We start from the raw sequence: 24,751 nt of genomic DNA on the forward strand, positions 1-24,751 counted from the left end.
AGAGAGAGAACCTCAAATGCTTTTGCACCAGTCAACGTGGATCGAGATTGGCCAATTTCTCGACCGCAGCCGTACCGTTGTGATTCCCATCGGTTCCAACGAACAACATGGCCCCACCGGCCTGTTGGGCACCGATTGGATGTGCCCGGAAATCATTGCCCATCAGGCGCAAAAAGACGCTGATATCCTGGTCGGCCCGACCTTCAATATCGGCATGGCCCAGCATCACCTCGGGTTCCCCGGCACCATCTCCCTGCGCCCATCGACGTTTATCGCCGCGATTGGCGACTGGACCCGTTCCCTGGCGGCCCATGGCTTTGAGAAGATCCTGTTTCTCAATGGCCATGGCGGCAATATCGCCACCATTGAAGCGGCCTTTTCCGAGTTGTACGCCGAGGCCAGCTTCGCCCGTCGCCCCGCCGGCTTCGCCTTGAAGCTGTGCAACTGGTGGGACCTGGAAGGCGTTGGCGAACTGGCGCGCGCGCAATTCCCGACGGGGCATGGCACCCATGCCACCCCTTCCGAGATCGCGATTACCCAGTGGGCATACCCCGACTCGATCAAGACGGCGGACTACTCGCCAAGGATTGCACCCTCCGGCCCGATCCGCGAGGCCCAGGACTTCCGCGCCCGCCACCCGGATGGCCGGATGGGTTCCGACCCGGCCCTGGCAACCCCGGAGAAAGGCGGCGAACTGGTGGCCTTGGCTGCCAAGGGGCTAGTAGCTGCGGTCGAGGCTTTCAGCCGCGAAGCCATGCCAAACTGACGGTTGCGACACAGACACCAATAAAATCTATAAGAAGGACCTATTCATGAAACCCCACCAAAAGACTTTTGATCGCATCCGCAACGCCGTGCTGCCGGAGTTTCGCGAGCGCGTCGCCGACTATTTGGTCGAGTACGAAAACGTCCTGCAGGACCCCGCTGCCGCTACCGACCAAGCCTGCGCCGCCGCCCAGCAACTACGCGGTTACCTGCGCGGCCTGAACACCACCCGGGTGCTTGGCATGGAGGACTGGGAAGACCTCGACCGCCGGGTCGCGCAGGAGTGGCCGCTGGGCGCTACAACGACGGACGTGCCTGGTTGACCCAGGCCTGCACCGATGGCCGCTGCCACTGCCGCTGGGCATACGCCACCAGCCGCGCGGGCACCGGGTCGCCGTTGAGGATCAGCCGGTTGAGCATCACGGCCAGGTCCACATCGGCAATCGACCATTGGCCAAACAGATAGTCATCGCCCTCGGCCAACCACTGCTGCGCCGCCGCAATCAGTTTGTCGGCCGCCACTTGGGCCTGGGTTGATAGCGGGCCATATTTGACCGCGCAAAACACCACCAGCGTGGAGCGCTCCTGGCGGATCGGCAGCAAGTCACTGCGCAACCACGCCTGGATCTGCCGCGCCCGCGCGCGTTGGCGCGGATCCCTCGGATACACCGGCACCTGTGCAAATACATCCTCCAGGTACTCGGTGATCGCCGACGATTCGGACAACGCAAACCCGCCCTGCTCCAGGGTCGGCACACGCTGCGTCACGGACAGCCCGGCAAACACCGGCGCCTGCTGCTCCAACGCGTCCAGGTCGAGGGTGCGCACCTCAAACGGCAGGCCTTTTTCCCGCAGGGTTACAAACACCGACATCGCATACGGGCTGGTGAACTGGGCATCGACATACAAGCGCATCGGCAGGTTCGTCACGGCGGCATCTCCTTGGGTGAGCAGCCACGCTACGAGATGTGTGGCGATAAATACAATGCAGCCTTTTTATAGGGGCATTCCTCGACGGAATACGGCGGGCTCCCACCACCTAGCCGGAAAACCCACCGCCCGTAAGGAACGCCTGCTCCTCCTCGGTCGTCACCCGGCCCAACGCCCCATTGCGATGGGGAAAGCGGCCGAATCGCTGGATGATCTCGGCATGCTCCTTGGCCCAGTGATAGGTGTCGGCATCCAGCTGTTGGTTCAGCGCCAGGGAGCGCTGCTGGTCCTCGGGTAGCTCGGAATGCTCAAAGGGCAAGTAGCAGAACGCGCGCAATGCCGGGTCGATCTGGCGGTCCAGTCCCGCGTCGACCATACGCCCGGCGTAGGCCCTGGCCAGTGGATCGGTCGCGAACATATGGGCAGTGCCGCGAAAGGTATTGCGCGGGTATTGATCGAGCAGGATCAGCAGCGCCAGCGCGCCTTCGGCTTCGCTCAGCCAGTGTTCCAGCTCACCCCTGGCCGCCTGGAAGTGGGCCTCATGGAAGCGTGCACCGAATTCGGCATCGAACTGTGGATCTTTCTTGAACCAGCGTGATGGGCCCGCCGCCGTCCAGAATTGCACGACGGTTTTGAAATCAATCGGGGCGCTCATAAGTGACTCCAGGGTCGTTAGGTCTGTGGCCTACCCTAGCATCTGAATGAGCCGATTCCGACTCGGAAATCCACGCTTGCCGCCCAATGTTATAAGATAACCACCCTCCTCTTCTGCTGACGACCTCGCCCCATGACTGACGCTGTTCCTCGCTCACGCCAACGCCTGCTGTCCATCGACGCCCTGCGCGGCCTGGTGATCCTGTTCATGTTGCTCGACCACGTGCGCGAGACGTTCCTGCTGCACCGCCAGGTCAGCGACCCGATGAACATCGACAGCACGGAACCTGCGCTGTTTATCAGCCGCACCCTGGCCCACTTGTGTGCGCCGGTGTTTGTGTTGCTGACGGGCTTGTCGGCGTTCCTGTACGGCGAGAAATACCAGGGCCGTGGCGATGTCTCGGCGTTTTTGTTCAAGCGCGGGCTGTTCCTGGTGGTGCTGGAATTTACCCTGGTGAACTTCGCCTGGACCTTCCAACTGCCGCCCAGCGTGATTTACATGCAGGTGATCTGGGCCATCGGCGTGAGCATGATCGCCCTCGCCGCACTGGTGTGGCTGCCGCGCCCGCTGCTGATCGGCCTGGCGCTGCTGATCATCGGCGGGCATAACCTGCTCGATGGCCTGCACGTCGCAGCGGGGTCGGCGTGGCACGTTCCCTGGACGATCCTGCATGAGCGCAGCTGGATCGAGGTCGGCGACTCCCTGCGCCTGCGCACGACGTACCCGGTGTTGCCGTGGATCGGGGTGATTGCCCTGGGTTACGGCATCGGCCCGTGGTTTGCCGGCTCGATGGCAGCGGCGCGGCGTCAGCGGTACCTGTTACTGACAGGCGTGGCCGCGCTGGTGGGCTTTGTGGCGTTGCGCACGCTCAATGGCTACGGTGAGGCGGCTTGGCAGGTGTACGACAGCCACGTGCAGACGCTGATGAGTTTCTTCAACATCACCAAATATCCGCCTTCCCTGCTGTTCCTCGCGCTCACATTGGGTGTGGGGCTGCTGTTGCTGCTGGCGTTCGAACGCGCCGGGCAACGGCGCTGGATCGCCACCCTGTCGGTGTTCGGCGCGGCGCCGATGTTCTTTTATTTGCTGCATTTGTATGTGTTGAAGGTGATGTACGTGCTGGGCGTGGCGCTGTTTGGCTTGAACCAGGGCACGCATTTGGGCTTCGACAGCGTGGGGGCGGTGTGGCTGGTGGCGTTGCTGCTGCCGCTGGCGTTGTACCTGCCAGTGCGCTGGTTTGCCCGGCTGAAGGCCCGGCGGCGGGATATTGCCTGGCTTAAATACCTCTGATCACGTGGGCGCGGGGTTACTGGCGATGGCGGTGTGTCAGCCGCCAGTAATGCTGACTGGGCTGGCGCTATCGCGGGCAAGCCCGCTCCTACAGGGGATGTTGGCTGGGCACAAAACAAAGGTGGGAGCTGGCTTGCCGGCGATGGCGGTGTATCAGCCGTCAGCAATGTTGGCTGGGCTGGCGCTATCGCGGGCAAGCCCGCTCCTACAGGGGATGTTGGCTGGGCACAAAACAAAGGTGGGGGCTGGCTTGCCGGCGATGGCGGTGTGTCAGCCGTCAGCAATGTTGGCTGGGCTGGCGCTATCGCGGGCAAGCCCGCTCCTACAGGGGATGTTGGCTGGGCACAAGATCGGCGCCGCGCCACATAAGCCCGCTTGCACAATCGGATTTGTGTCAGCAGCAGTTACGCCAGTTCAGCCCGCAATTGCCGGGCGGCCGCCACCATATGGATCAACGCCGCTTCCGTTTCCGGCCAGCCGCGGGTCTTCAGGCCGCAGTCGGGGTTGACCCACAGCCGTTCGGCCGGGATGCGCCGGGCGGCCTTGCGCAGCAGGTTGGCCATTTCCGAGGCGTCGGGCACCCGTGGCGAGTGGATGTCATAGACGCCCGGGCCGATATCATTGGGGTAGGCGAAGGCTTCGAACGCGTCCAGCAGTTCCATATCCGAACGCGAGGTCTCGATGGTGATCACGTCGGCATCCATCGCCGCGATGGACTCGATCACATCGTTGAATTCGCTGTAGCACATATGGGTATGGATCTGGGTTTCGTCACGCACGCCGCAGGCACACAGGCGGAAGGCTTCGGTGGCCCAGTCCAGGTAGTGTTGCCACTGGGCCCGGCGCAGGGGCAAGCCTTCGCGAAAGGCCGCTTCATCGATCTGCACGATCTTGATGCCCGCCGCTTCCAGGTCCAGCACTTCATCGCGGATCGCCAGGGCCAGTTGCCGGGCCTGCACTTCGCGGCTCACGTCTTCGCGGGGGAAGGACCACATCAACATGGTCACCGGGCCGGTCAGCATGCCCTTCATGACCTTGTCGGTCAGGCCTTGGGCGTAGCGGATCCACTCCACCGTCATGGCTTTCGGGCGGCTCAGGTCGCCGAAGATCACCGCAGGTTTCACGCAGCGCGAACCATAGCTCTGCACCCAGCCAAAGCGGGTGAACACATAGCCATCCAACTGTTCGGCAAAGTACTCGACCATGTCGTTACGCTCGGCCTCACCGTGCACCAGCACGTCCAGGCCAAGGTTCTCCTGCACTTCTACGGCGTGCTTGATCTCGCTGTGCATCGCCTCGACATATTCGGCTTCGCTCAACTTGCCGGCCTTGAACGACTGGCGCGCCAGGCGGATCGACGCGGTCTGCGGGAACGAGCCAATGGTGGTGGTCGGCAATAGCGGCAGGTCGAGGCCGGCGCGCTGCTTGGCGATGCGCTGGGTAAACAGCGACTGGCGCTGGCTGTCCTTGGCAGTGATGGCCGCAACACGGGCCTGGACCGCCGGCTTGTGGATCCTCGGCGAGGCCGCACGGGCGGCCTGCACGGCACGGCTTTCGGCCAGGGCCGCAACCACCCTCGCCGCTTCTGGTTGGTTGATGGCCTGGGTCAGCACGGCCACTTCTGCACATTTTTGCACGGCGAAAGCCAGCCAGTTTTTCAATTCAGCGTCGAGCTTGTCTTCACGCCCCAGATCCACCGGGCTGTGCAGCAGCGAGCAAGACGGCGCAACCCACAAGCGCTCACCCAGGCGTTCATGGGCGTGCTGCAAGGTGGCCAGGGCATTTTCCAGGTCGCAGCGCCAGACGTTGCGCCCATTGACCACCCCCAACGACAACACTTTATAGGCCGGCAGGCGGTCGAGAATGGTCGGGTATTGTTCCGGCGCACGCACCAGGTCAATGTGCAGGCCATCAACCGGCAAGTTGGCGGCCAGGCCGAGGTTTTCTTCCAGGCCGCCAAAATAGGTGGCCACCAGTTTTTTCAGGGGGTCACGCTGGATCAGGTTGTAGGCGCGCTCAAACGCGTTTTTCCAGTCCTGGGGCAAATCCAGTACCAGGATCGGCTCGTCGATCTGCACCCATTCAACGCCCAGGTCCGCCAGGCGCTGGAAGATCTGGCCGTACAGCGGCAGCAGACGGTCGAGCAGGTCAAGCTTGTCGAAATCGCTGCCCTTGGCCTTGCCCAGCCACAGGTAAGTCAACGGCCCGATCACCACCGGCTTGACGGTGTGCCCCAGGTCGCGGGCTTCCTGGACTTCTTCGAACAACTGATCCCAGCCCAGGTGGAACTGCTGGTCAGCGCTCAATTCTGGCACCAGGTAGTGGTAGTTGGTGTCGAACCACTTGGTCATTTCCTGGGCGTGGGCGCCGCCGCAGCAGCTGTCGCTGACGCCACGGGCCATGCCGAACAGGGTCTGCAACGTGGCTTTGCCGTCGGCCGGGCGGAACCGCTCGGGGATCACGCCGAACATCAGCGAGTGGGTCAGCACCTGGTCGTACCAGGCAAAATCCCCCGCCGGCAACAGCTCGATGCCAGCCTGTTTCTGCAAATCCCAGTGGGTCTTGCGCAACTCACGGCCGACCGCACGCAGGCCGGCTTCGTCCAGTTCGCCCTTCCAAAACGCTTCCTGCGCTTTTTTCAGTTCACGATCGCGTCCAATGCGCGGAAATCCAAGGGAATGAGCGACTGCCATGACAATAAACTCCAATGTGTTGGTATGGGAGCCATTGTCGGCAGCGCGCGATAGTGAGACAAACTCATTTTATTCTAGGCAATCACGAAATCTACTCATAATCAAAACACCCCGGGTCTTCTCAAGCACCCCTGTGCAGGTGCCGATAGTCCCACCAACTGGACGTGGCGGTTTTTTTCTTGACCACAGGTGGGTAGAGCGAGCGGACAAAGTTGATGTCGCCTTCAGATAGCTCGTTGTTGTCCTTGATGGCTTTTCCATCATTGAGCCAGGATGAAGCAAAACCATAATGCATGATGGATTTGCGATCGTACTCAGACGAAACCACATTGGAAACCAATGGCTTGAAGTTGTGCTTTACCTCTTTCGCCCCACCTTTACCTATGTAGGCTTTATTAACTTCGGACCAATTAATATCTAGATTATTGTGTTCGTGCTGGTGTTCATGTTGCAGCCCCAAAACATGACCGAACTCATGCTGGATCGTACCGGCGTTATACGCATTGAGCCCTCCCTGGAAGCCAATGACCGTCGTAGGCTTGTAGGCCGGTACATTGAGCGATCGGATCCCCAAGTACGAATGCCCACCCGACAGATCATTGTCTGCGGCAATCCGGATATCCCCGTCGGAGTCATCCGTAAACTCAAAAGTCAGGTTGACGTGGGGTGCCCATTTATTGATGTTGGTTTTTGTAAACTCCTCTTGCTCGGGGGTCATGCCCAGCAGGGAAATTTTTATGACCGACTGTTGTGGCCATAACGCCGAAGTTGTCGCCACCCCGCGCTTTGGTCTGGATGGGGCCGCGACCTCGGCGCTATCAAGCAGCGACGGGTTCGGTGTATGGGCAGTTAAGTGAGCGTTCAGATTGACAGTCAACGTTGTATCCCCGCAGCGATGTAATTTCCTATTGCGTCGCATTGCGCCGCTGTAGGTTCCACTGGGGCCATGACAAGAGTTTACGAATTGTGCGCCTGGCTACCAAACCACTGCCTCACCACCCCCAACGCCGGATGGGCAGCGGCCGACGGTTGCAGGCACAACGCATAGCACCCGCCCGTGGCCAGGGCCTGGCCAAAGGGCACTACCAGCACACCGCGCTCCACCGATTCGGCCGCCAGTGTGCGGTCAGTCATCGCCACCCCAAGCCCGCGCGCAGCGGCATCCAGCGCCAGTTCATCGAGGTTGAAGGGAATATGGCGATAGTCCGCCAGCGACCGCCCGCCATGCGCCGCCAGCCAGGTGGCCCAGTCCTGGCGGTCGGCCGAGCGGTGCAGCAAGGCAAAGCGCGCCAGGTCCTGCGCCGACGCCAACGGCCCAAGCCCAGGGGCGCAGACCGGCACCAGCGCTTCCTCGAACAGCACCAGGCAATCCCCATCGTGGGTGGGCTTGGGCAGGTAGAGGATGTAGGCGTCACTGTCGCTGGCCGGTTCGACCACCTCGGTGGCCACGGTCTCGATGGCCAGTGAGATATCCGGGTGGCTGCGGTAGAAATCACTCAACTTGGGCAGCAGCCAGCGCACCGCCAATGACACATGCATGCGGATCCGGAACGGGCGCTGGTGCGGCGACAGCCGATCCTCCAGGCGCTGCAACTGCGCCAGCACGCTACGCGCGCTGTCGAGCACCCATTCGCCCTCAAGGGTCAGCCGCAGGTTGCGGCTGTTGCGCACCAGCAGCGGCACACCGTAGTGGCCTTCCAATTGCTGGATCTGGCGGCTGACCGCACTTTGGGTCAGGCACAGGCGCCCCGCCGCGGCGGTGAAGCTGCCACGCTCGGCAACCTCGACCAAGGCTTGCAGGGCTTGCAGCGAAGGCAGGTGATGGCGGTTATCCATGCGTTTTCCGAATAGATGGATGATTTTATAACGTTGGTTGTATCACCCAAGCCCCTATAAATTCCAGCTAACAATAAATCCTGCGCGACTCACCCATGCCGGTGATGCATTCAACCGAGGTGCCCTGTGGAAAATAGCTGTGGCTGGATTGCCCAAACCCAAAGCCTGCCCGCCCGTGCGCCCTTAAGTGGCACGCACCAAGCCGACTGGCTGGTGATCGGCGCCGGCATCACCGGCTTGTGTGCCGCCCATAGCCTGGCGCAACTGCATCCGCAGGCGCGCATTGTGCTGCTGGATCGACAACGGGCGGCCCAGGGCGCCTCGGCACGCAATTCAGGATTTGTGGTGGCCCATGAGTATCCCGGCGCCGACGAGTTGATGGGGCGTGGCGGGTTCGCCGGGTATGAGGTGGACTGCGCTATCTCCCAGGCCGCCACCCAGGAAGTGCGCAAGCGCGTCGCCACCCATCACATCGACTGCGACTTTCGCGACAGCGGCTATTACTTTGCCGTCCACGACCGCGACAAACTGGAGCAGGTCGAAGCCAGGCTGGCGACCTTGCACGCGGCGGGTGCCGCTGCCCATTTCGTGCAAGGCGAAGCCCTGCGCCACACGCTCGGCACCGCCCACTACCAGGCCGCGATCTGGTGCGGCAACGGCAACGCCTTGCTGCAACCGGCCAAGTACGTCACCGGCCTGCTGCAGGCCTTGCCCGCCAACGTAACGCTCTTTGAGAACAGCCCCGTCACAGGCCTGGAGCCCATGGCCCATGGCGCCATCCGCGCCAACGCCGTCAATGGCAGCGTCGAGGCCCGCCAGGTGCTGGTGTGCCTGAACGCCTTTATTCCCCGGGTTGGCCTGGACCACAGCGCCAGCTTCCCCATGGAGCTCAGTGCCAGCCTGACCCGCCCGCTCACCGACGAAGAGTACCGCCAGATGGGCACGGTCGAACCCTGGGGCGTGCTCTCCACCCGCCCGCTGGGGGCCACGGTGCGCCTGACTCCGGATCGCCGGGTGATGATCCGCAACACCGCCGAATACCGCACCCGCGACCTGTCCAACCGCGAACTGCTGCAGCGCCGCCGGCACCATGTACAGGGTTTGCAACGGCGCTTTCCGTGGCTGGACGAGCAAGACATCCACTACTCCTGGACTGGCCACTTGAGCGCCACGCGCTCCGGGCAGCCGTACTTCGCCAAGGTGCGCGATGGCCTGTTTGCGGTCGCGGGCTGCAACGGTGCCGGCGTGGCCCGGGGCAGCCTGTGGGGGCGCCTGCTGGCGGAATGGGCCTCGGGGCACACCTCGCCGCTGCTGCAATCGGTCATCCAGCGCGCCCAGCCCGGCTGGCTACCGCCGCGCCCGCTGTTCGACCTCGGGGCCCTGCTGCGCATGCGCGTGGAAGCGGTACGGGCGCGCAGCGAAATCTGATCACACAAGAACAACAAACCTTCACACAGGTGCTTGATCATGCTTATTCACAAACGCTCCATGGCCACCTTGCTCGCGCTGTGTTCATCCGCCGCGCTGGCGGGTGAAACCGTCAACATCTCCAACTGGAACGGCTACATCGCCGACGACACCCTGCCCGCCTTCACCCAGGCCACCGGCATCCAGGCCACCTACGACATCCATGACAGCAACGAGGTCCTGGAGTCCAAGCTGATGACCGGCAACACCGGGTATGACGTGGTCAGCCCGTCCAACCACTTCCTCTCGCGCCTGATCAAGGCCGGGGCCATCCAGAAGCTGGACCAGAGCCGCCTGCCCAACTGGCACAACCTCGATCCGGCGCTGCTGAAAAAGCTCGAAGTCAACGACCCCGGCAACCAGTACGGCTTTCCCTATATGTGGGGTTCGGCGGGGATCGGCTACAACGTCGCAAAGATCAAGGCGATCTTCGGCACCACCGACGTCACCCGCTCCTGGAGCCTGTTCTTTGCTGAAGACAACATCAGGAAGCTCAGCGCGTGTGGCGTGGCGATTATCGACAACCCGACACAGGTGCTGCCGATCACCCTCAACTACCTGGGCCTGCCGCACCACAGCCACGCCCCCGAGGACTACAAAAAGGCCGAGCAGGCGCTGCTGAAGATCCGGCCCTACGTGCAGTACTTCCATGCCTCCAAGTACATCAGCGACCTGGCCAACGGTAATATCTGCGCGGTCATCGGCTTCAACGGCGACGTAGTGCAGGCGGCAGCGAGTGCCAGGGAGGCGAAGAACGGCATCGAGATTGGCTACTCGATCCCCAAGGAAGGCTCCACCCTGTGGCTCGACATGGTGGTGATGCCCAAGGCCGCGCCCCATGAGGTGAATGCCTATGCCTACATGAACTACCTGTTGGAGCCCAAGGTGATTGCCAACATCAGCAACCACATTCACTACGCCAACCCCAACCGTGCGGCGGATCCGTTCGTAGATCCCGAGGTCAAGCAAGACCCGGCAATCTACCCCTCCGGGGCTGTGCTGGACAGCCTGTTCACCGTCGAAGACCTGCCACCGGCCATCGCCCGCCTGGCCACACGGTTGTGGACCAAGTTAAAGACCCATACCTGAGTATCGCGCAGACCAAAGCCTGCAAATTCCGCTGACTAACCTTTCGATCCTGAGCAAGTGCGGGCACAATGCCTGTCCTTTTTTGGCAGGCTCCGCCGCAGGCTCTGAAAAATGATCAAAACCCCGTATTACCTCATCGACAAACAGAAGCTTCTGGTCAACATGCAGAAGATCGCCTACGTGCGCGAGCAGTCCGGCGCCAAGGCGCTGCTGGCGCTCAAGTGCTTTGCCACCTGGTCGGTGTTCGACCTGATGCAGGAATACATGGACGGCACCACGTCCTCGTCGCTGTATGAGCTCAAGCTCGGTCGCCAGAAGTTCGAAGGCGAGGCCCACGCCTACAGCGTGGCCTGGGCCGACGATGAAATCGAGGAGATGCTCGACAACTGCGACAAGATCATCTTCAACTCCATCAGCCAGCTGCAGCGCTTTGCCGAGCGCAGCGAAGGCAAGACTCGCGGCCTGCGCGTCAACCCGCAAGTGAGCAGCTCCGACTACCTGTTGGCCGACCCGGCGCGCCCGTTCAGCCGCCTGGGCGAGTGGGACCCGGTGAAGATCGAAGGCGTGATCGAGCAAATCTCCGGCTTCATGTTCCACAACAACTGTGAGAACGGTGATTTCGAGCTGTTCGACAAGATGCTCGGCACCATCGAAGAACGCTTCGGCGCGCTGCTGCACAAGGTCAACTGGGTCAGCCTCGGCGGCGGCATCCACTTTACCGGTGAAGGCTACGCCATCGACGCGTTCTGCCAGCGCCTCAAGGCGTTCTCGCAAAAGTACGACGTGCAGGTGTACCTGGAACCCGGCGAAGCGGCGATCACCAACAGCGCCTCCCTGGAAGTGACCGTGCTCGACACCCTGTACAACGGCAAAAACCTCGCCGTGGTCGACAGCTCCATCGAAGCCCATTTGCTGGACCTGCTGATCTATCGCCTCAACGCCAAGCTGGCGCCGAGCACCGGCGAACACACCTACATGGTGTGCGGCAAGTCGTGCCTGGCCGGGGACATCTTCGGCGAATACCAATTTGATCAGCCGCTGGCCATCGGCGATCGACTGTCGTTCATCGACACGGCAGGCTACACCATGGTCAAGAAAAACTGGTTCAACGGCCTGAAAATGCCGTCCATCGTAGTGAAACAACTCGACGGTACAGTCGAAGTGGTTCGTGAATTTGGTTACGACGACTACCTGTCCAGCCTTTCGTAAAGCGGACAGATAAAGGAGAGATAAAGCAATTGAAAAAGAACGTTCTTATCATTGGTGCAGGAGGTGTCGCCAAGGTGGTGGCCCACAAGTGCGCGCAGCACAACGACGAACTCGGTCGTATTGCTATCGCGTCGCGCAACATCTCCAAATGCCAGGCCATCATCGACAGCGTCAAGGCCAAGGGTAGCCTCAAGGTACCCGCCCAGATCCAGGCCTTTGCACTGGACGCCCTGGACGTGGAAGCGACCAAGGCCCTGATCCGCGAAACCCAATCGCAGATCGTCATCAACGTCGGCTCCGCCTTCCTCAACATGTCGGTACTGCGTGCCTGCATCGACACGGGCGTGGCTTACCTCGACACCGCCATCCACGAAGAGCCGGGCAAGGTCTGCGAGACCCCGCCGTGGTACGGCAACTACGAGTGGAACCACCTGGAGGAATGCAAGCAGAAGAACATCACTGCGATCCTCGGTGTGGGTTTTGACCCAGGTGTGGTCAACGCCTATGCGGCGCTGGCGCAACAACAGCATTTTGACCGCATTGATTCGATCGACATTCTCGACGTCAATGCCGGCAGCCACGGCAAATATTTCGCCACCAATTTCGACCCGGAAATCAACTTCCGCGAATTCACCGGGCAGGTGTGGAGCTGGCAGAACAGCCAGTGGACCAGCAACACCATGTTCGAAGTAAAACGTACCGACGACCTGCCGGTAGTGGGTTCACAGAACCTGTACCTGACCGGCCACGATGAAGTGCACTCGTTGTCGAAAAACCTCGACGTGCCCAACGTGCGGTTCTGGATGAGCTTTGGCGAACACTACATCAATGTGTTCACCGTACTGAACAACCTCGGCCTGCTCTCCGAGAAACCGGTCACCACCGCCGAAGGCCTGCAAGTGGTGCCTTTGAAACTGGTCAAGGCCGTGCTGCCTGACCCGTCTTCCCTGGCACCGGGCTACACCGGCAAGACCTGCATCGGCGACCTGGTCAAGGGCACCAAGGATGGCCAGCCACGCGAGCTGTTCATCTACAACGTGGCCTGCCACGAAGAAGCCTATGCCGAGACCGACAGCCAGGGCATCTCCTACACCGCAGGCGTTCCACCGGTAGCCGCTGCGCTGCTGGTAGCCCGTGGCGAGTGGGATGTGCAACGCATGGCCAACGTTGAAGAACTGCCAGCCGAGCCATTCCTCAAGGCGCTGGACGTAATGGGCCTGCCGACCCGCATCAAGGACGAAAAAGGCGACCGCGCCTGGGATGCTATCGCCTGATAGCGTCTTGATTGACGGATCGCTCCCACGTCCTGTGGGAGCGATCAAAAACATTGCCCGGATCGTTGCGAGGGCGGATATCAATGTTGCCAGTGCCTACAGCTCCCACCTTGGAGATTCAGGGGTCTGAATTCCCTGTTGCACGCGTCTACTGCATCTCAAATGCAATCCCCCAAACAATGAAAATCGAGGTAGGAGCTGTCGAGCCCCAGCGAGGCTGCGATGGCGGCGGGATTGCTGGCATTGATGTTGGCTGAACCACCGCTATCGTAGCCTCGCTAAAGCTCGACAACTCCTACAGGGTTTATTGGTGTTTGCGGGATCTGCGTCTCTGAACGCCGGGGCTCTGGAGCGGGCACAAACAATGTAGGAGCTGTCGAGCCCCAGCGAGGCTGCGATGGCGGCGGGATTGCTGGTATTGATGCTGGCTGAACCACCGCTATCGTAGCCTCGCTAAAGCTCGACAACTCCTACAGGGTTTATTGGTGTTTGCGGGACCTGCGTCTTTGAACACTGGGGCTCTGGAGCGAGCACAAACAATGTAGGAGCTGTCGAGCCCCAGCGAGGCTGCGATGGCGGCGGGATTGCTGGCATTGATGTTGGCTGAACCACCGCCATCGTAGCCTCGCTAAAGCTCGACAACTCCTACAGGGTTTGTCGGTGTTTGCGGGATCTGCGTCTTTGAACGCCGGGGTTCTGGAGCGAGCACAAACAATGTAGGAGCTGTCGAGCCCCAGCGAGGCTGCGATGGCGGCGGGATTGCTGGCATTGATGTTGGCTGAACCACCGCTATCGCAGCCTCGCTAAAGCTCGACAACTCCTACCAGGGTTTATTGGTGTTTGCGGGATCTGCGTCTCTGAACGCCGGGGCTCTGGAACGGGCACAAACAATGTAGGAGCTGTCGAGCCCCAGCGAGGCTGCGATGGCGGCGGGATTGCTGGTATTGATGTTGGCTGAACCACCGCTATCGTAGCCTCGCTAAAGCTCGACAACTCCTACAGGGTTTATTGGTGTTTGCGGGATCTGCGTTTTTGAACGCTGGGGCTCTGGCGCGAGCACAAACAATGTAGGAGCTGTCGAGCCCCAGCGAGGCTGCGATGGCGGCGGGATTGCTGGTATTGATGTTGGCTGAACCACCGCTATCGTAGCCTCGCTAAAGCTCGACAACTCCTACCAGGGTTTATTGGTGTTTGCGGGATCTGCGTCTCTGAACGCCGGGGCTCTGGAGCGAGCACAAACAATGTAGGAGCTGTCGAGCCCCAGCGAGGCTGCGATGGCGGCGGTACTGCTGGCATTGATGTTGGCTGAACCACCGCTATCGCAGCCTCGCTAAAGCTCGACAACTCCTACCAGGGTTTGTCGGTGTTTGCGGGACCTGCGTTTTTGAACGCTGGGGCTCTGGAGCGGGCACACTATTCTGGTCAATGCCTCGCAAGACCAGGCGCTGGATGGCTGCGTACAACCGGCCCTATAACGCTGGAATGCCGTTTTATGTAGGCGCGAGCTTGCTCCTGCAACTACCGGTTATTGCACCCCCCCTCGCACAAAAGGTAGTATTGAGAACGATTCACAATACCACCCTTGAGAAAGTCGACCCGTGCAGTCACCTCCAATCCGCAAGCTGGGCTTCTTTTTCAATGACCATCACCGTTGGCTGCTGCAACATATCCAGCATCGCGTGCGTAACCATGCCGATGCCGAAGACACCGCCGCCGATACCTTCTGCCAGATGCTCGCCGCCCGGGTCGACCCCGACAGCATCGAGCAACCCCGGGCTTATCTCTCGACCATTGCCCGCCGGCTGATCTTTGATCGCTACCGGCGCAGTCGCCTGGAAACCGCCTACCTGGAACGCCTGGCCGCCACCCCCGAAGCCTTGGCGCCCTCCCCTGAAGACCAACTGCAACTGATCCAGGCCCTGGTCGCCATTGACCGCGCCCTCGATGGCTTGCCGCTGATCGTCAAGGCCACGTTCCTTTATAGCCAGTTGGACGGCATGAGCTACGTGGCGATTGCGCGCAAGTTGCAGTTGTCCGAGCGCACCGTCAGCCGCTATATGAAACAGGCCCTGCGCCAGTGCTACCTGGCCGAGCTGGCCCCGTGAGCAAGGCCCGGCTGGACCCGGTCAGCGAGCAGGCCATCGACTGGATGGTGCGCCTGCGCGCCGGCACACCGGATGCGCGGTTGCAGGAGCGCTTCAATGCCTGGCTGGCCCTCGGCCCGGCCCACGTCCAAGCCTGGTCCCGTTTGCAGGAACGCCTGGGCGGCTCGTGGAACACCCTGCGCACCCTCGACAAACGCCTGCCCGGCGAAGCGCGGCAAGTGCTGTTGCAGCCCCAAGGTTCGCGCCGGGACATACTGCGCGCCATCGGCGGCCTGGGCCTGCTGGGTGGCGGCCTGTGGTTGGCAGCGCGCAGCCCGCTGGGCGACGACCTGCTGGCCGACCTGCACACCGGGCGCGGCCAACGCCAGACCTTCACCCTGGCCGATGGCAGCCGCCTGAGCCTCAATGCACAGAGCGCGGTGGATGTGCAGTTCGATCAGCACCAGCGCTTGATCATCCTGCGCCACGGTGAACTGGTGATTCAGGTGGCGGCCGCCCCCCAGCGGCCACTGCGTGTGCGCAGCGCCCAGGGCAGTGTGCAAGCGTTGGGCACGCGCTTCCTCGTGTCCCAGGAGCCAGACGCCACGCGGGTGGTGGTGCTGGAGCATTCGGTCCAGGCGACGCTGCACAACGGCATCCAGCACACGGTGCTGCAAGGCCAATCGGTGATGCTGCATGCCGAGCGCATCGAAGCGTTGGCCGGCAACCAGGGCTACCGGGCCGACTGGCTCGCCGGCCACCTCAGCGTGCTGGACGATTCCCTGGAGCAGGTGGTCAACGCCCTGCGCCCGTACAGCCGGGGATTTGTACGCGTCGACCCGCAGGTGCGCAACTTGCGCGTGCAAGGCGTATTCCCCCTCAACGACCCCCGCCGCGCCTTCGCGGCCCTGGCCGAAACCCTGCCGATCCGGGTGGATCACTACAGCCCGTGGCTGACCGTGATTGGCACCAAATAACCCGGGCCAGACTTTTTTATGCAAATCACTCTTATTTGTGTCCGGTTTTCAATTCTCGGCCCACCTATCTCCTGACACGTCCACACCTTCAGGAGAATGCTGTGCTCAACCCTTGGCCCCACGCCCTTTCTGTCGCCGTTGCCCTGGCAACCCTGGCGAGCCCTGCCTTGGTACAGGCGCAAAGCCTGTCTTTCAACCTGCCAGCCGGCCCGCTGGCACAAACGCTGAACGCCATTGCCAGCCAGAGCGGACGGATTGTGTCCCTGGACCCGGTGTTGGTGCAGGGTAAACAGGCCCAGGCGGTGATCGGCCAGATGCCGGCCGAACAGGCCATGGACCGTGCGTTGTCGGGCAGCGGCTTGCAGTTGCGTATCACCGAGCAAGGTAATTTCAGCGTCGAGCCTGCCACCGACACGGGCAGCGCGCTGCAATTGGGCGTGACCTCGATTGTCGAGCGCAGCATCGACCCCACCACCACCGAAGGCAGCGGTTCCTACGCCGCACGGGCGGTGACGATCGGCAAGGGCACCCACACCCTCAAGGAAATCCCCCAGTCGATCACGGTGATGACCCGCAAGCAAATGGACGACCAGGATCTGGTCGACCTCAAGGACGCCGTCAACCACACCACCGGCCTGGTGGGCGTGCAAGGCGTGGGCAAAGGCATGATCATCACCTCCCGCGGCTTCCAGATCGATGACTGGCAGTACGACGGCGTGCCGATCCCGCGCAATACCTATGCCCTGGGCAACTGGGCGACCCAGGACATGATTTTCTTCGACCGCCTGGAGGTACTGCGCGGCGCCTCCGGCCTGCTGCAGGGCACCGGCAGCCCCGGCGGCGCAATCAACCTGGTGCGCAAGCGCGGGCAGGCGGCGCCCACCGTGGCCCTTACCGCCAAGGCCGGCAGTTGGGACCACTACGGCCTGCAACTGGACGCCGGCGGCCCGCTGAACCAGAGCGGCACGATCCGTGGGCGGATGGTGGCGGATGAAGACCAGAGCGATTCGTTCATCGACTATGAATGGAGCAAGACCCACTCGCTGTACGGCGCCCTGGACTTCGACCTACAGGAAGACACCACCCTGGGCCTGGCCGTCAGCCGCACCAATGCCGAGTCCCGGCCGATGCTGCGGGGCCTGCCGCGCTACAGCACGGGTAAATCGATTGACCTGCCCCGCTCGACCTTCAGCGGCTCGCGCTGGAACAACTCGCAGATCGACGTCACCACCCTGTATGCCGACCTGGAACACCGCTTCAACGATGACTGGAAGTTCAAGCTCGGCGCGGTGCGCATGCGCGAAGAAAACACCTCCACCCACCAACGCGTGCAGAGTACCGGCGAAGGCATTAACGCCGACGGCAGCGGGTTGACCTATGCCGATTGGTACACCGATTTCGACGGCACCAAGATCGGCCTGGACAGCCACCTCACCGGGCGTTTCGAGGCGCTGTCGATGGCCCAGGAAATCACCCTGGGCGGCAACTATTCCAAATACACCACCAACGACGTCATTGCCCGGACCTTTAACCAAAGCACCGACAACATCTTCGACATCGATAACCACCGCCCCGAAATCAGCTACGAGGGTCTGATGAACACCCCCGGCGGCCGTGCAACACCGAGCAAATACGACATCCGCCAAAAAGGCCTGTATGGCAGCTGGCGCGTCAAGCCCATCGACCCGTTGACCCTGGTACTCGGCGCCCGTGTCAGTTGGTATGACTACAGCTATACCTCCTCGGGCATCACGGCGGTGACCCACGCCACCACCGTCAACAAGCCCAGCACCACCAACGAAACCGGCGAAGTCACGCCCTACGCCGGGATCGTCTACGACCTGAGCCGCGAGTGGGCGGTGTATGCCAGCTACACCGACGTGTTCGAGCCCCAGACCCAGCGCGACCTCAGCGGGGCGGTGGTCAAGCCGGTGATTGGCAGCAACTACGAAGTCGGCCTCAAGGGCGAATTGCTCGACGGGCGGGTCAATACCTCCCTGGCGCTGTTCCGCTACGACCAGGAAAACCGTGCGATCACCGACTACTCCCTGGGTGAAATCTGCGGCGGCACCTACTGCGCCACAGGCTCGGGCAAAGTGCGCAGCCAGGGCCTGGAAGCCGAGATCAGCGGTGAAGTGTTGAGCGGCCTGCAACTGTTTGCCGGCTATACCTACAACACCACCAAATACCTTGAGGACCGGGATAACAAGGGCCGGGTGTTCAGCCAGTGGACGCCCAAGCATATGTTGCGGGTGTGGGGCGACTACCAGTTCAGTGGCGACTGGAGCAAGGTCAGCACCGGGTTGGGCTTTACCACCCAGAGCCATACCCTGGGGTATGAGTACAACTACGACGTGGCGGGCTACACCGTGTGGAATGCGCGGGTGGCGTATCAACTGACGCCGGAAGTGGGGTTGGCGGTCAATGCCAACAACCTGTTTGACAAGACCTATTACGCCTCCGGGTACAACCAGTTGAATGGCAACAACTTCTACGGTGACCCGCGCAATGTAATGTTCAGTGTGAAGTACACGCCGCAGTTCTGAGCTAGGCCGCTGTGGGGCCGGCATGCCGGTGCCTGCAGCGGCATGCCGGCGCTTCAATCACAGTAATGGGTTTTCACTATCGAGCCATCCCGCACCAGCTTGATGCCTTTGCTTGTGCACACAAACGAATTGGGCGCATTGGATTGGTTGACGCCGATCGGGCTTACAGTCGGGGCCTTGATGACTGGGGCGGATGGAATAAATGACTGGATAATACCAAAGACTCGCGTGACGATCTGGTGTGTCGCATCAATGATGGGACCTCCACCAGGGTAGTACACCTCATCTTTATGCCCCCCCGCATAAGTCGGTGCAGACACTAAAAACACAAGGGTTGTCCCTATTGCCAGCAATGCCGTCGTCCTTTTCATACACACCTCCTCAACCGTAGATCCAACACCCCCCCATCGACCGCTCCAGGGATTAAAAGTCTGGGTACCGTCTACTCAATCACAATAATGGGTTTTCACTATCGAGCCGTCCCGCACCAGCTTGATGCCTTTGCTTGTGCACACAAACCAACTGGGCGCATTGGATTGGTTGCCGCCTATCGGGCTTACATCCGGGGCCTTGATGACCGGACTGGGGGGCGTAAACGCATCGGCTGTGAGATCAAATGGCAAGATCGGCAAAAAGCTCATTTGATGCAGTTGCTCTGGTGGGAAGTGCACCCCGGATTTAAGCCCCCCTGCGTAACTCGGTGCACCCGCCAGTAACTGAAGGATCATCCCCGCTGCCAGCAATGCTGCTGTCCTTTTCATACCCACCTCCTCAATCCTGGATCCAACACTACAGGGGGACTCCAACCTCTCAGGGCAAGGGCGCCACCACGGCACTGACGTCTTGCGACGTGTCAGTGGACGCGCCCGCAATGAAGGTGCCGCTAAACGAAATGCTGTTGAGCATGCTCTGGTGCCCACCGCCAATGGGGGCAATGGCCTGGGTTCCATTGTCCGGATCCCAGGTGCAGGCGGTGGCGTACTCGGCGCTGTCGGTGCAGTCCATCGCGACCGTGCCATTTTCAGTCAGGCCAAACGCCTTGGTACTGACGCTGCCCGGCAAAAACGGGATGGGCTGCACGCCGAAGCTGGAGCTGGTGTCCGCCCAGTAGAAATCCGTGGTAAAGCCCGAAGGCGCAGTGCCTCGCGCCAGCACATGCCCGGCATTGTTCACCGCAACCCCCGAGTTCATGGCATTCAACGGCAATGTGAGCAGCAACGGTGCGCTGGTGGGGGTGGACCAGAATGCGGTTTTGCTGCTGTTGGTGGCAGAGTGGGGGTATAGGCAACTGCCCACCGCCTGGTTCTGATCGTTCATATCCACCGCTATGCAGTAACTTGCCCCGGCTGGCACAGGCAAGTCAGTGGTGGTATAGCCACCCCCTGAGCGCCGGACAACCCTTGCCACAATCTTGCCGTTGACCGGGCAGTTCATCAGGATGCTGGGGTATCCGCTGATCAGGGTATTGTTCACCACCATACCGAGACACATGCTGTCCCAGTCAGAGATGCGCTCGGGCGCTGTCATGCCTGGCCGATACAACACAACGGTAGATTTGCCGCTGCCACTGATACTCAAGCCGAGCACCGCTCCTTGCTGGTTCTGGGCGGTCGCATAGGTATGGACATCGGCGGGACGCAACAAGGGAATCAACAAAGTCGCCGGAAGGGGTGTGAGCTTGACCGGGGCCGCCGCCGGTGCAGCGGCGCTCCAGGTCACAGCAAAATTGAAATTGCTCGCATCCGTACAACGCCCCACCATCACCCCGCTATTGCCAATGCTCCCCACTGAGCAGGGTTGGTTGGCCACCAGCGGCGGCAACACTTGCTGGGGCCCCGCGCTAGAGGCCGCATACCAGGGGTTGTCATTGGCGCTGGGGGTCGCGGTGCTGCAACTGCCCACGATCTGGCCGCTGTCATTGACCGAGACGGCGACACATTGCTTGCCCGCCGCATTGCCCAGATCGACAAAGGTCGCCGCCGTCGCTGTGGCGCCATAGCCCAAAAGCAATGCGCCGCCGAGAATCACGTATTTGGATAGGGTCTGCATGATCAGTCCGTCCCTGGAAGTTTGCGCCTTCAAGTTCAGCGCCTAACCACCGGCTGGGCGCTGCGTCTGAGAAGGAGTAAAAGCCTGGAAGACCGATTAGACAACTGTCAGATCTGACAGCTTACGCACCCGCACAAAGCGGTTTATAACGGGAGGTTTGCGACTTAACCCTGGCCAAACCGATAAATCGACAGGCAATACAACCCCAGCGCCGCCACCGCCAGCAAGCCCCCCGCCGCGCCAATCCAGGCGAAGCCAAAGTGCCCGCCGACCCAACTGCCCAGCAGCGCGCCGCCGCCGATGCCGATGTTGTAGATCCCGGAAAACATCGCCATCGCCACATCCGTTGCGTCCGGTGCCAGGACCAGGACCTTGGATTGCAATGCCAAGCCAAAGGCCATGATCGCCATGCCCCAGAACACGCTCAGCACCACCAGGTACGACACGTCACCACTCAGGGGCAACAGCAGCCCCAGGCACAGCGCCAGCACCGACACGGCCACCAGCAAAAAGCGATAGGGACTGAAACGGTGCAACAGGCTGAACAGCAACGAACCGATGATCCCCGCCCCGCCAAACACCAGCAGCACCAGGGTTACCGCATTGCCACCCAGGCCCGCGACGCGTTCGACAAAAGGTTCGATATAGCTGTAGGCCGTGAACTGGGCGGTGACCACCATGGCCGTCAACACATACAGCGCCACCAGCGCCGGACGCTTGAACAGCATCGGCAGGCTGCGCAGCGAGCCGGAGTTCTGGCTCGGCAACAACGGCAAGGTGCGCGCCAGCCAGAACACCAGTGCGGCGGCAAACCCGGCGATCACGATAAACGTGGTGCGCCAGCCCATGGCTTCACCCAGCAGACGCCCGAGGGGAATGCCCAAGACCATCGCCAGCGAAGTGCCAGTGGCCAGCAAGCCCAGTGCCTGCACCTGCTTGCCCGGCGGCGCCAGGCGTACCGCCAGGGAGGCGGTGATCGACCAGAACAGCGCGTGGGACAAGGCAATGCCGATACGACTGACCATCAACAGGCCAAAACTGTTGGCCACGCTGGAGAGGATATGGCTGGCGATAAACATGCCGAACAACACAATCAGCAACTTGCGCCGCTCGACGTTACGGGTCAGCAACATCACCGGCAGCGAGGTCAGTGACACCACCCAGGCGTAGATAGTGAGCATCAGGCCGACCTGGGCGATTGGCATGTCGAAGCTGGCGCCGATGGCACTGAGCAGGCCGACCGGGACAAATTCGGTGGTGTTGAACACAAAGGCGGCCAGCGCCAGGGCGATGACCGGTTGCCAATTGGCGGCGGGGGTTGCGGTGGAAGTACTCATCGACAGGTCGTTTTACTCGGTTGCGCGCCGATCCTGACGGCCCGATGCCTGCCCTGGAGCGGCGCGCAAAAATAGTAACACGATGGTTCAGGGATCGACCTGCGCCATGATCTCGGGAATCGACTCCGGGCGATTGGCATAGCGCTGGGCCAGTACCGCGCAGACCATCAACTGGATCTGGTGGAACAGCATCAACGGCAGGATCAACACGCCCATGGTGCTGCCGGCGAACAACACCTGGGCCATGGGCACGCCGGTGGCCAGGCTTTTCTTCGAGCCGCAGAACAGGATGGTGATGCGGTCTTCCTGGTTGAAACCGAACGCCTTGCCCAAGAGCGCGGAAGCCACCAGCACCAGCGCCAGCAAGATACAGCAGGCCACCACCAGGCCGCCCAGTTCCCACAAGGGGATCTGATGCCAGATGCCTTCGTTGACGGCCTCACTGAAAGCGCCATAGACCACCAGCAGGATCGACCCCTGATCGACGAACTTCAGCCAGTTTTTATTGCGCCCCACCCACGCGCCAATCCAGCGCCGGGCGATCTGCCCGGCAATGAACGGCAGCAGCAACTGCACGCTGATCTTGAGGATCGCATCCACAGTCGAGCCGCCGTCACCATGCACATTGAGCAACAAGGTCACCAGCAACGGCGTGAGGAAGATGCCGAACAGGCTGGACGCCGCCGCGCTGCAAATCGCCGCCGGGATATTGCCCCGCGCCAGGGAGGTAAAGGCAATCGCCGACTGCACCGTGGCCGGCAACGCGCACAGGTAGAGCATGCCCATGTACAGGTCTTTGCCGATCATTGGCGACAGCAGCGGCTTGAGCGCCAGGCCCAGCAGCGGGAACAGCACGAAGGTCAGGCTGAACACCAGCAGGTGCAAGCGCCAGTGCCCGGCACCGGCGACGATGGCCTGGCGCGACAGCTTGGCGCCATGCAGGAAAAACAAGAGCGCGATGGCCAGGTTGGTCACCCAGCCAAAGGCCACGGCGGCCTGGCCGCTGACGGGGAGCAAGGAGGCAAGGGCCACCGTGGCAATCAGGATCAGGGTGAAGTTGTCGGGTAAAAACCGTGGGCGTTTCATCAGCTGTTCTTCCAGGGGTTGCCAGGGCGTCGTGGCGACTCTAACGTAACAACCGGTTACCGACTAACGCCAATGAGCCAGTAAATGCCGCCTAAAGGACATGAAAAGGCTGTTCGCCGCAGCATCCCCGGGCTCGCCAGCCTGCCGCGCCCGGTGTATGGCCGCACCGAATCCCTGCCCAACCGCGCCCTGACCCGCCGCCATAGCCATCCGTGGGTGCAGTTGTCGTATGCGATTTGCGGGGTGCTGGAAATCCAGACCAGCGCCGGACGCTTCGTCGCGCCGCCGCAACGGGCGGTATGGATCCCGGCGGGAATGCCCCATCGGGTGTTCAGTTCGCCACACACCGAAATGCGTAGCCTGTACCTGGACTGCAGCGTAACGACCTGGGCGCCGGGACACTGCCAGGTACTGGCGGTGAGCGACCTGTTGCGCGAGTTGATCCGCCGTTTCAGCGAACTGCCGGTGGAATATGCCGAAGATGGCCCGGATGGGCGCCTGGCCCAGGTGCTGCTCGACCAATTGGCCGCCGCGCCCCAGGTCGACCTGATGCTGCCGCTGCCGGTGGACAGCCGGCTGCGGCAGATCTACCGCAGCTTGCGCCTGCACCCGGAACAGGCGACCACGCTGGGGCAGTGGAGCCAGAAACTGGGGGTCAGTGAAAAAACCTTGAGCCGGCTGTTCTTGAGCGATACCGGCCTGACCTACCGCGCCTGGCGCCAGCGGCTGCGACTGCTCGGCGCCCTGCCCGACCTGGAACGCGGGGAGCGGGTGACGGATGTGGCGCTGGGCTGTGGCTATGAGTCGGTTTCGGCGTTTATCGCAGCGTTTCGCCAGCAGTTTGATACGACGCCGGGGGAGTTTTTTCGCTGATTGGATTGACCCGGCCCTGTGGGAGCGGGCTTGCCCGCGATAGCGGTGTGTCAGGCGATAAATCCCGTGACTGACACCCCGCAATTGCGGCATAGGTATCTACACGACTCTCGTCTGGGGTTGTGTACATATCCGTTGCTGCGGTCACGGCGGCTATTGGTTCCGCCCTTACGGCGGGTCACTTTTGGAAAAGAGCCCGGAGTGCCGGCCCAGCCAAAAGTAACCAAAAGGGCTCCTGCCCCACCACTCGGCACCTCGCCTAGGCTCGGTGTGCCCGTCATCCGACATTGATTTGGGGGGCCGCCGCAATGGGCCATCCATGGCCCAGCGTGGCTAACCCGGCGTCCTGCCGGGTTACCCCCCAAATCAATGTCGGATGACGGCCAGCGTGGTTTAACGGGGCGCCTAAGATCAAAATCACAAACAAAGCGAGGCGGCCTGACAGCCGACCTGATCGTCAAGGCGTACGCGTACCCTGTAGGAGCTGGCTTGCCTGCGATGGTCGTTAACGATGACGAATGAATACCAGATACTCTGATGTGTTCTTTCGGGCGTCATCGCAGGCAAGCCAGCTCCTACAGGGGAATGCAG

At 61.6% G+C, this 24,751-nt stretch carries 21 protein-coding genes; 11 read left to right on the forward strand and 10 right to left on the reverse strand.

What is annotated here, in order from left to right; translation table 11 throughout:
* The first annotated feature begins 16 nt into the window (after window positions 1-16).
* Window positions 17-766: a creatininase family protein gene (locus tag AC19YY_RS24035; RefSeq protein WP_500604983.1), complete on the forward strand. Its 750-nt coding sequence runs from the start codon at window positions 17-19 to the stop codon at window positions 764-766.
* A gap of 46 nt (window positions 767-812) precedes the next feature.
* On the forward strand, window positions 813-1,088 hold the full coding sequence (locus tag AC19YY_RS24040; protein WP_172311797.1) for a hypothetical protein: 276 nt from the start codon (window positions 813-815) through the stop codon (window positions 1,086-1,088).
* Here AC19YY_RS24040 and yfcF read toward each other — a convergent pair.
* Together yfcF and AC19YY_RS24050 are read right to left on the reverse strand one after the other, a co-directional pair.
* On the reverse strand, window positions 1,063-1,680 hold the full coding sequence (gene yfcF, locus AC19YY_RS24045; RefSeq protein WP_178121517.1) for a glutathione transferase: 618 nt from the start codon (window positions 1,678-1,680) through the stop codon (window positions 1,063-1,065). The two genes, AC19YY_RS24040 and yfcF, sit on opposite strands and share 26 nt — an antisense overlap.
* A gap of 124 nt (window positions 1,681-1,804) precedes the next feature.
* The gene (locus AC19YY_RS24050; RefSeq protein WP_170041027.1) at window positions 1,805-2,350 is read right to left on the reverse strand and encodes a DUF924 family protein; all 546 of its coding nucleotides are present in this window, start codon (window positions 2,348-2,350) and stop codon (window positions 1,805-1,807) included.
* Between the two features lie 132 nt (window positions 2,351-2,482).
* Here AC19YY_RS24050 and AC19YY_RS24055 point away from each other — a divergent pair, with 132 nt between their 5' ends.
* Window positions 2,483-3,640: an acetyltransferase domain-containing protein gene (locus AC19YY_RS24055; RefSeq protein WP_500604984.1), complete on the forward strand. Its 1,158-nt coding sequence runs from the start codon at window positions 2,483-2,485 to the stop codon at window positions 3,638-3,640.
* 404 nt (window positions 3,641-4,044) lie between these two features.
* Here the strand turns inward: AC19YY_RS24055 and metE are convergent, their stop codons facing one another.
* From metE to AC19YY_RS24070, 3 genes are all read right to left on the reverse strand, one after another.
* On the reverse strand, window positions 4,045-6,333 hold the full coding sequence (gene metE, locus AC19YY_RS24060; RefSeq protein WP_500604985.1) for a 5-methyltetrahydropteroyltriglutamate--homocysteine S-methyltransferase: 2,289 nt from the start codon (window positions 6,331-6,333) through the stop codon (window positions 4,045-4,047).
* 121 nt (window positions 6,334-6,454) lie between these two features.
* Complete coding sequence (locus AC19YY_RS24065; RefSeq protein ID WP_169957097.1) at window positions 6,455-7,210, reverse strand: M12 family metallopeptidase; 756 nt, start codon at window positions 7,208-7,210, stop codon at window positions 6,455-6,457.
* 80 nt (window positions 7,211-7,290) lie between these two features.
* Window positions 7,291-8,169, reverse strand: coding sequence for a LysR substrate-binding domain-containing protein (locus AC19YY_RS24070; RefSeq protein ID WP_169957096.1), 879 nt, complete (start codon window positions 8,167-8,169; stop codon window positions 7,291-7,293).
* Window positions 8,170-8,295: 126 nt separating this feature from the next.
* On the opposite strand from AC19YY_RS24070, the gene AC19YY_RS24075 reads away from it, so the two are divergent.
* The 7 genes from AC19YY_RS24075 (at window position 8,296) to AC19YY_RS24105 (ending at window position 18,815) form a co-directional block, all read left to right on the forward strand.
* Window positions 8,296-9,597 (forward strand): NAD(P)/FAD-dependent oxidoreductase, encoded by a 1,302-nt coding sequence (locus tag AC19YY_RS24075; RefSeq protein ID WP_500604986.1) that lies wholly within the window; start codon window positions 8,296-8,298, stop codon window positions 9,595-9,597.
* Between the two features lie 39 nt (window positions 9,598-9,636).
* The gene (locus AC19YY_RS24080; protein WP_500604987.1) at window positions 9,637-10,725 is read left to right on the forward strand and encodes a polyamine ABC transporter substrate-binding protein; all 1,089 of its coding nucleotides are present in this window, start codon (window positions 9,637-9,639) and stop codon (window positions 10,723-10,725) included.
* A 111-nt stretch (window positions 10,726-10,836) separates the two neighbouring features.
* Window positions 10,837-11,934, forward strand: a complete 1,098-nt coding sequence (locus AC19YY_RS24085) for a carboxynorspermidine decarboxylase (RefSeq protein ID WP_169957091.1) — start codon at window positions 10,837-10,839, stop codon at window positions 11,932-11,934.
* Window positions 11,935-11,963: 29 nt separating this feature from the next.
* Window positions 11,964-13,208, forward strand: coding sequence for a saccharopine dehydrogenase family protein (locus tag AC19YY_RS24090; RefSeq protein ID WP_500604988.1), 1,245 nt, complete (start codon window positions 11,964-11,966; stop codon window positions 13,206-13,208).
* Between the two features lie 1,598 nt (window positions 13,209-14,806).
* Entirely contained in the window at window positions 14,807-15,313 is a 507-nt protein-coding gene (locus AC19YY_RS24095) for a sigma-70 family RNA polymerase sigma factor (protein ID WP_104912118.1), read from the forward strand.
* Entirely contained in the window at window positions 15,310-16,269 is a 960-nt protein-coding gene (locus AC19YY_RS24100) for a FecR domain-containing protein (RefSeq protein ID WP_500604989.1), read from the forward strand. Before AC19YY_RS24095 ends, AC19YY_RS24100 begins: the two co-directional genes overlap by 4 nt.
* A 101-nt stretch (window positions 16,270-16,370) precedes the next feature.
* A complete protein-coding gene (locus AC19YY_RS24105) occupies window positions 16,371-18,815 on the forward strand; it encodes a TonB-dependent siderophore receptor (protein ID WP_500604990.1) in 2,445 nt (814 codons plus the stop codon).
* Window positions 18,816-18,868: 53 nt separating this feature from the next.
* Here the strand turns inward: AC19YY_RS24105 and AC19YY_RS24110 are convergent, their stop codons facing one another.
* The 5 genes from AC19YY_RS24110 to AC19YY_RS24130 form a co-directional block, all read right to left on the reverse strand.
* Window positions 18,869-19,186, reverse strand: coding sequence for a hypothetical protein (locus AC19YY_RS24110; protein ID WP_170041019.1), 318 nt, complete (start codon window positions 19,184-19,186; stop codon window positions 18,869-18,871).
* A 75-nt stretch (window positions 19,187-19,261) separates the two neighbouring features.
* On the reverse strand, window positions 19,262-19,576 hold the full coding sequence (locus AC19YY_RS24115; protein WP_170041018.1) for a hypothetical protein: 315 nt from the start codon (window positions 19,574-19,576) through the stop codon (window positions 19,262-19,264).
* Between the two features lie 49 nt (window positions 19,577-19,625).
* Entirely contained in the window at window positions 19,626-20,864 is a 1,239-nt protein-coding gene (locus tag AC19YY_RS24120; protein WP_500604991.1) for a hypothetical protein, read from the reverse strand.
* Between the two features lie 164 nt (window positions 20,865-21,028).
* Entirely contained in the window at window positions 21,029-22,201 is a 1,173-nt protein-coding gene (locus AC19YY_RS24125) for a sugar transporter (protein WP_170041016.1), read from the reverse strand.
* An 87-nt stretch (window positions 22,202-22,288) separates the two neighbouring features.
* Window positions 22,289-23,287, reverse strand: a complete 999-nt coding sequence (locus AC19YY_RS24130) for a bile acid:sodium symporter family protein (RefSeq protein ID WP_169957362.1) — start codon at window positions 23,285-23,287, stop codon at window positions 22,289-22,291.
* Window positions 23,288-23,371: 84 nt separating this feature from the next.
* On the opposite strand from AC19YY_RS24130, the gene AC19YY_RS24135 reads away from it, so the two are divergent.
* Complete coding sequence (locus tag AC19YY_RS24135) at window positions 23,372-24,160, forward strand: AraC family transcriptional regulator (RefSeq protein ID WP_169957360.1); 789 nt, start codon at window positions 23,372-23,374, stop codon at window positions 24,158-24,160.
* Window positions 24,161-24,751 lie beyond the last annotated feature (591 nt).

Source organism: Pseudomonas sp. MF09156, from assembly GCF_059862305.1.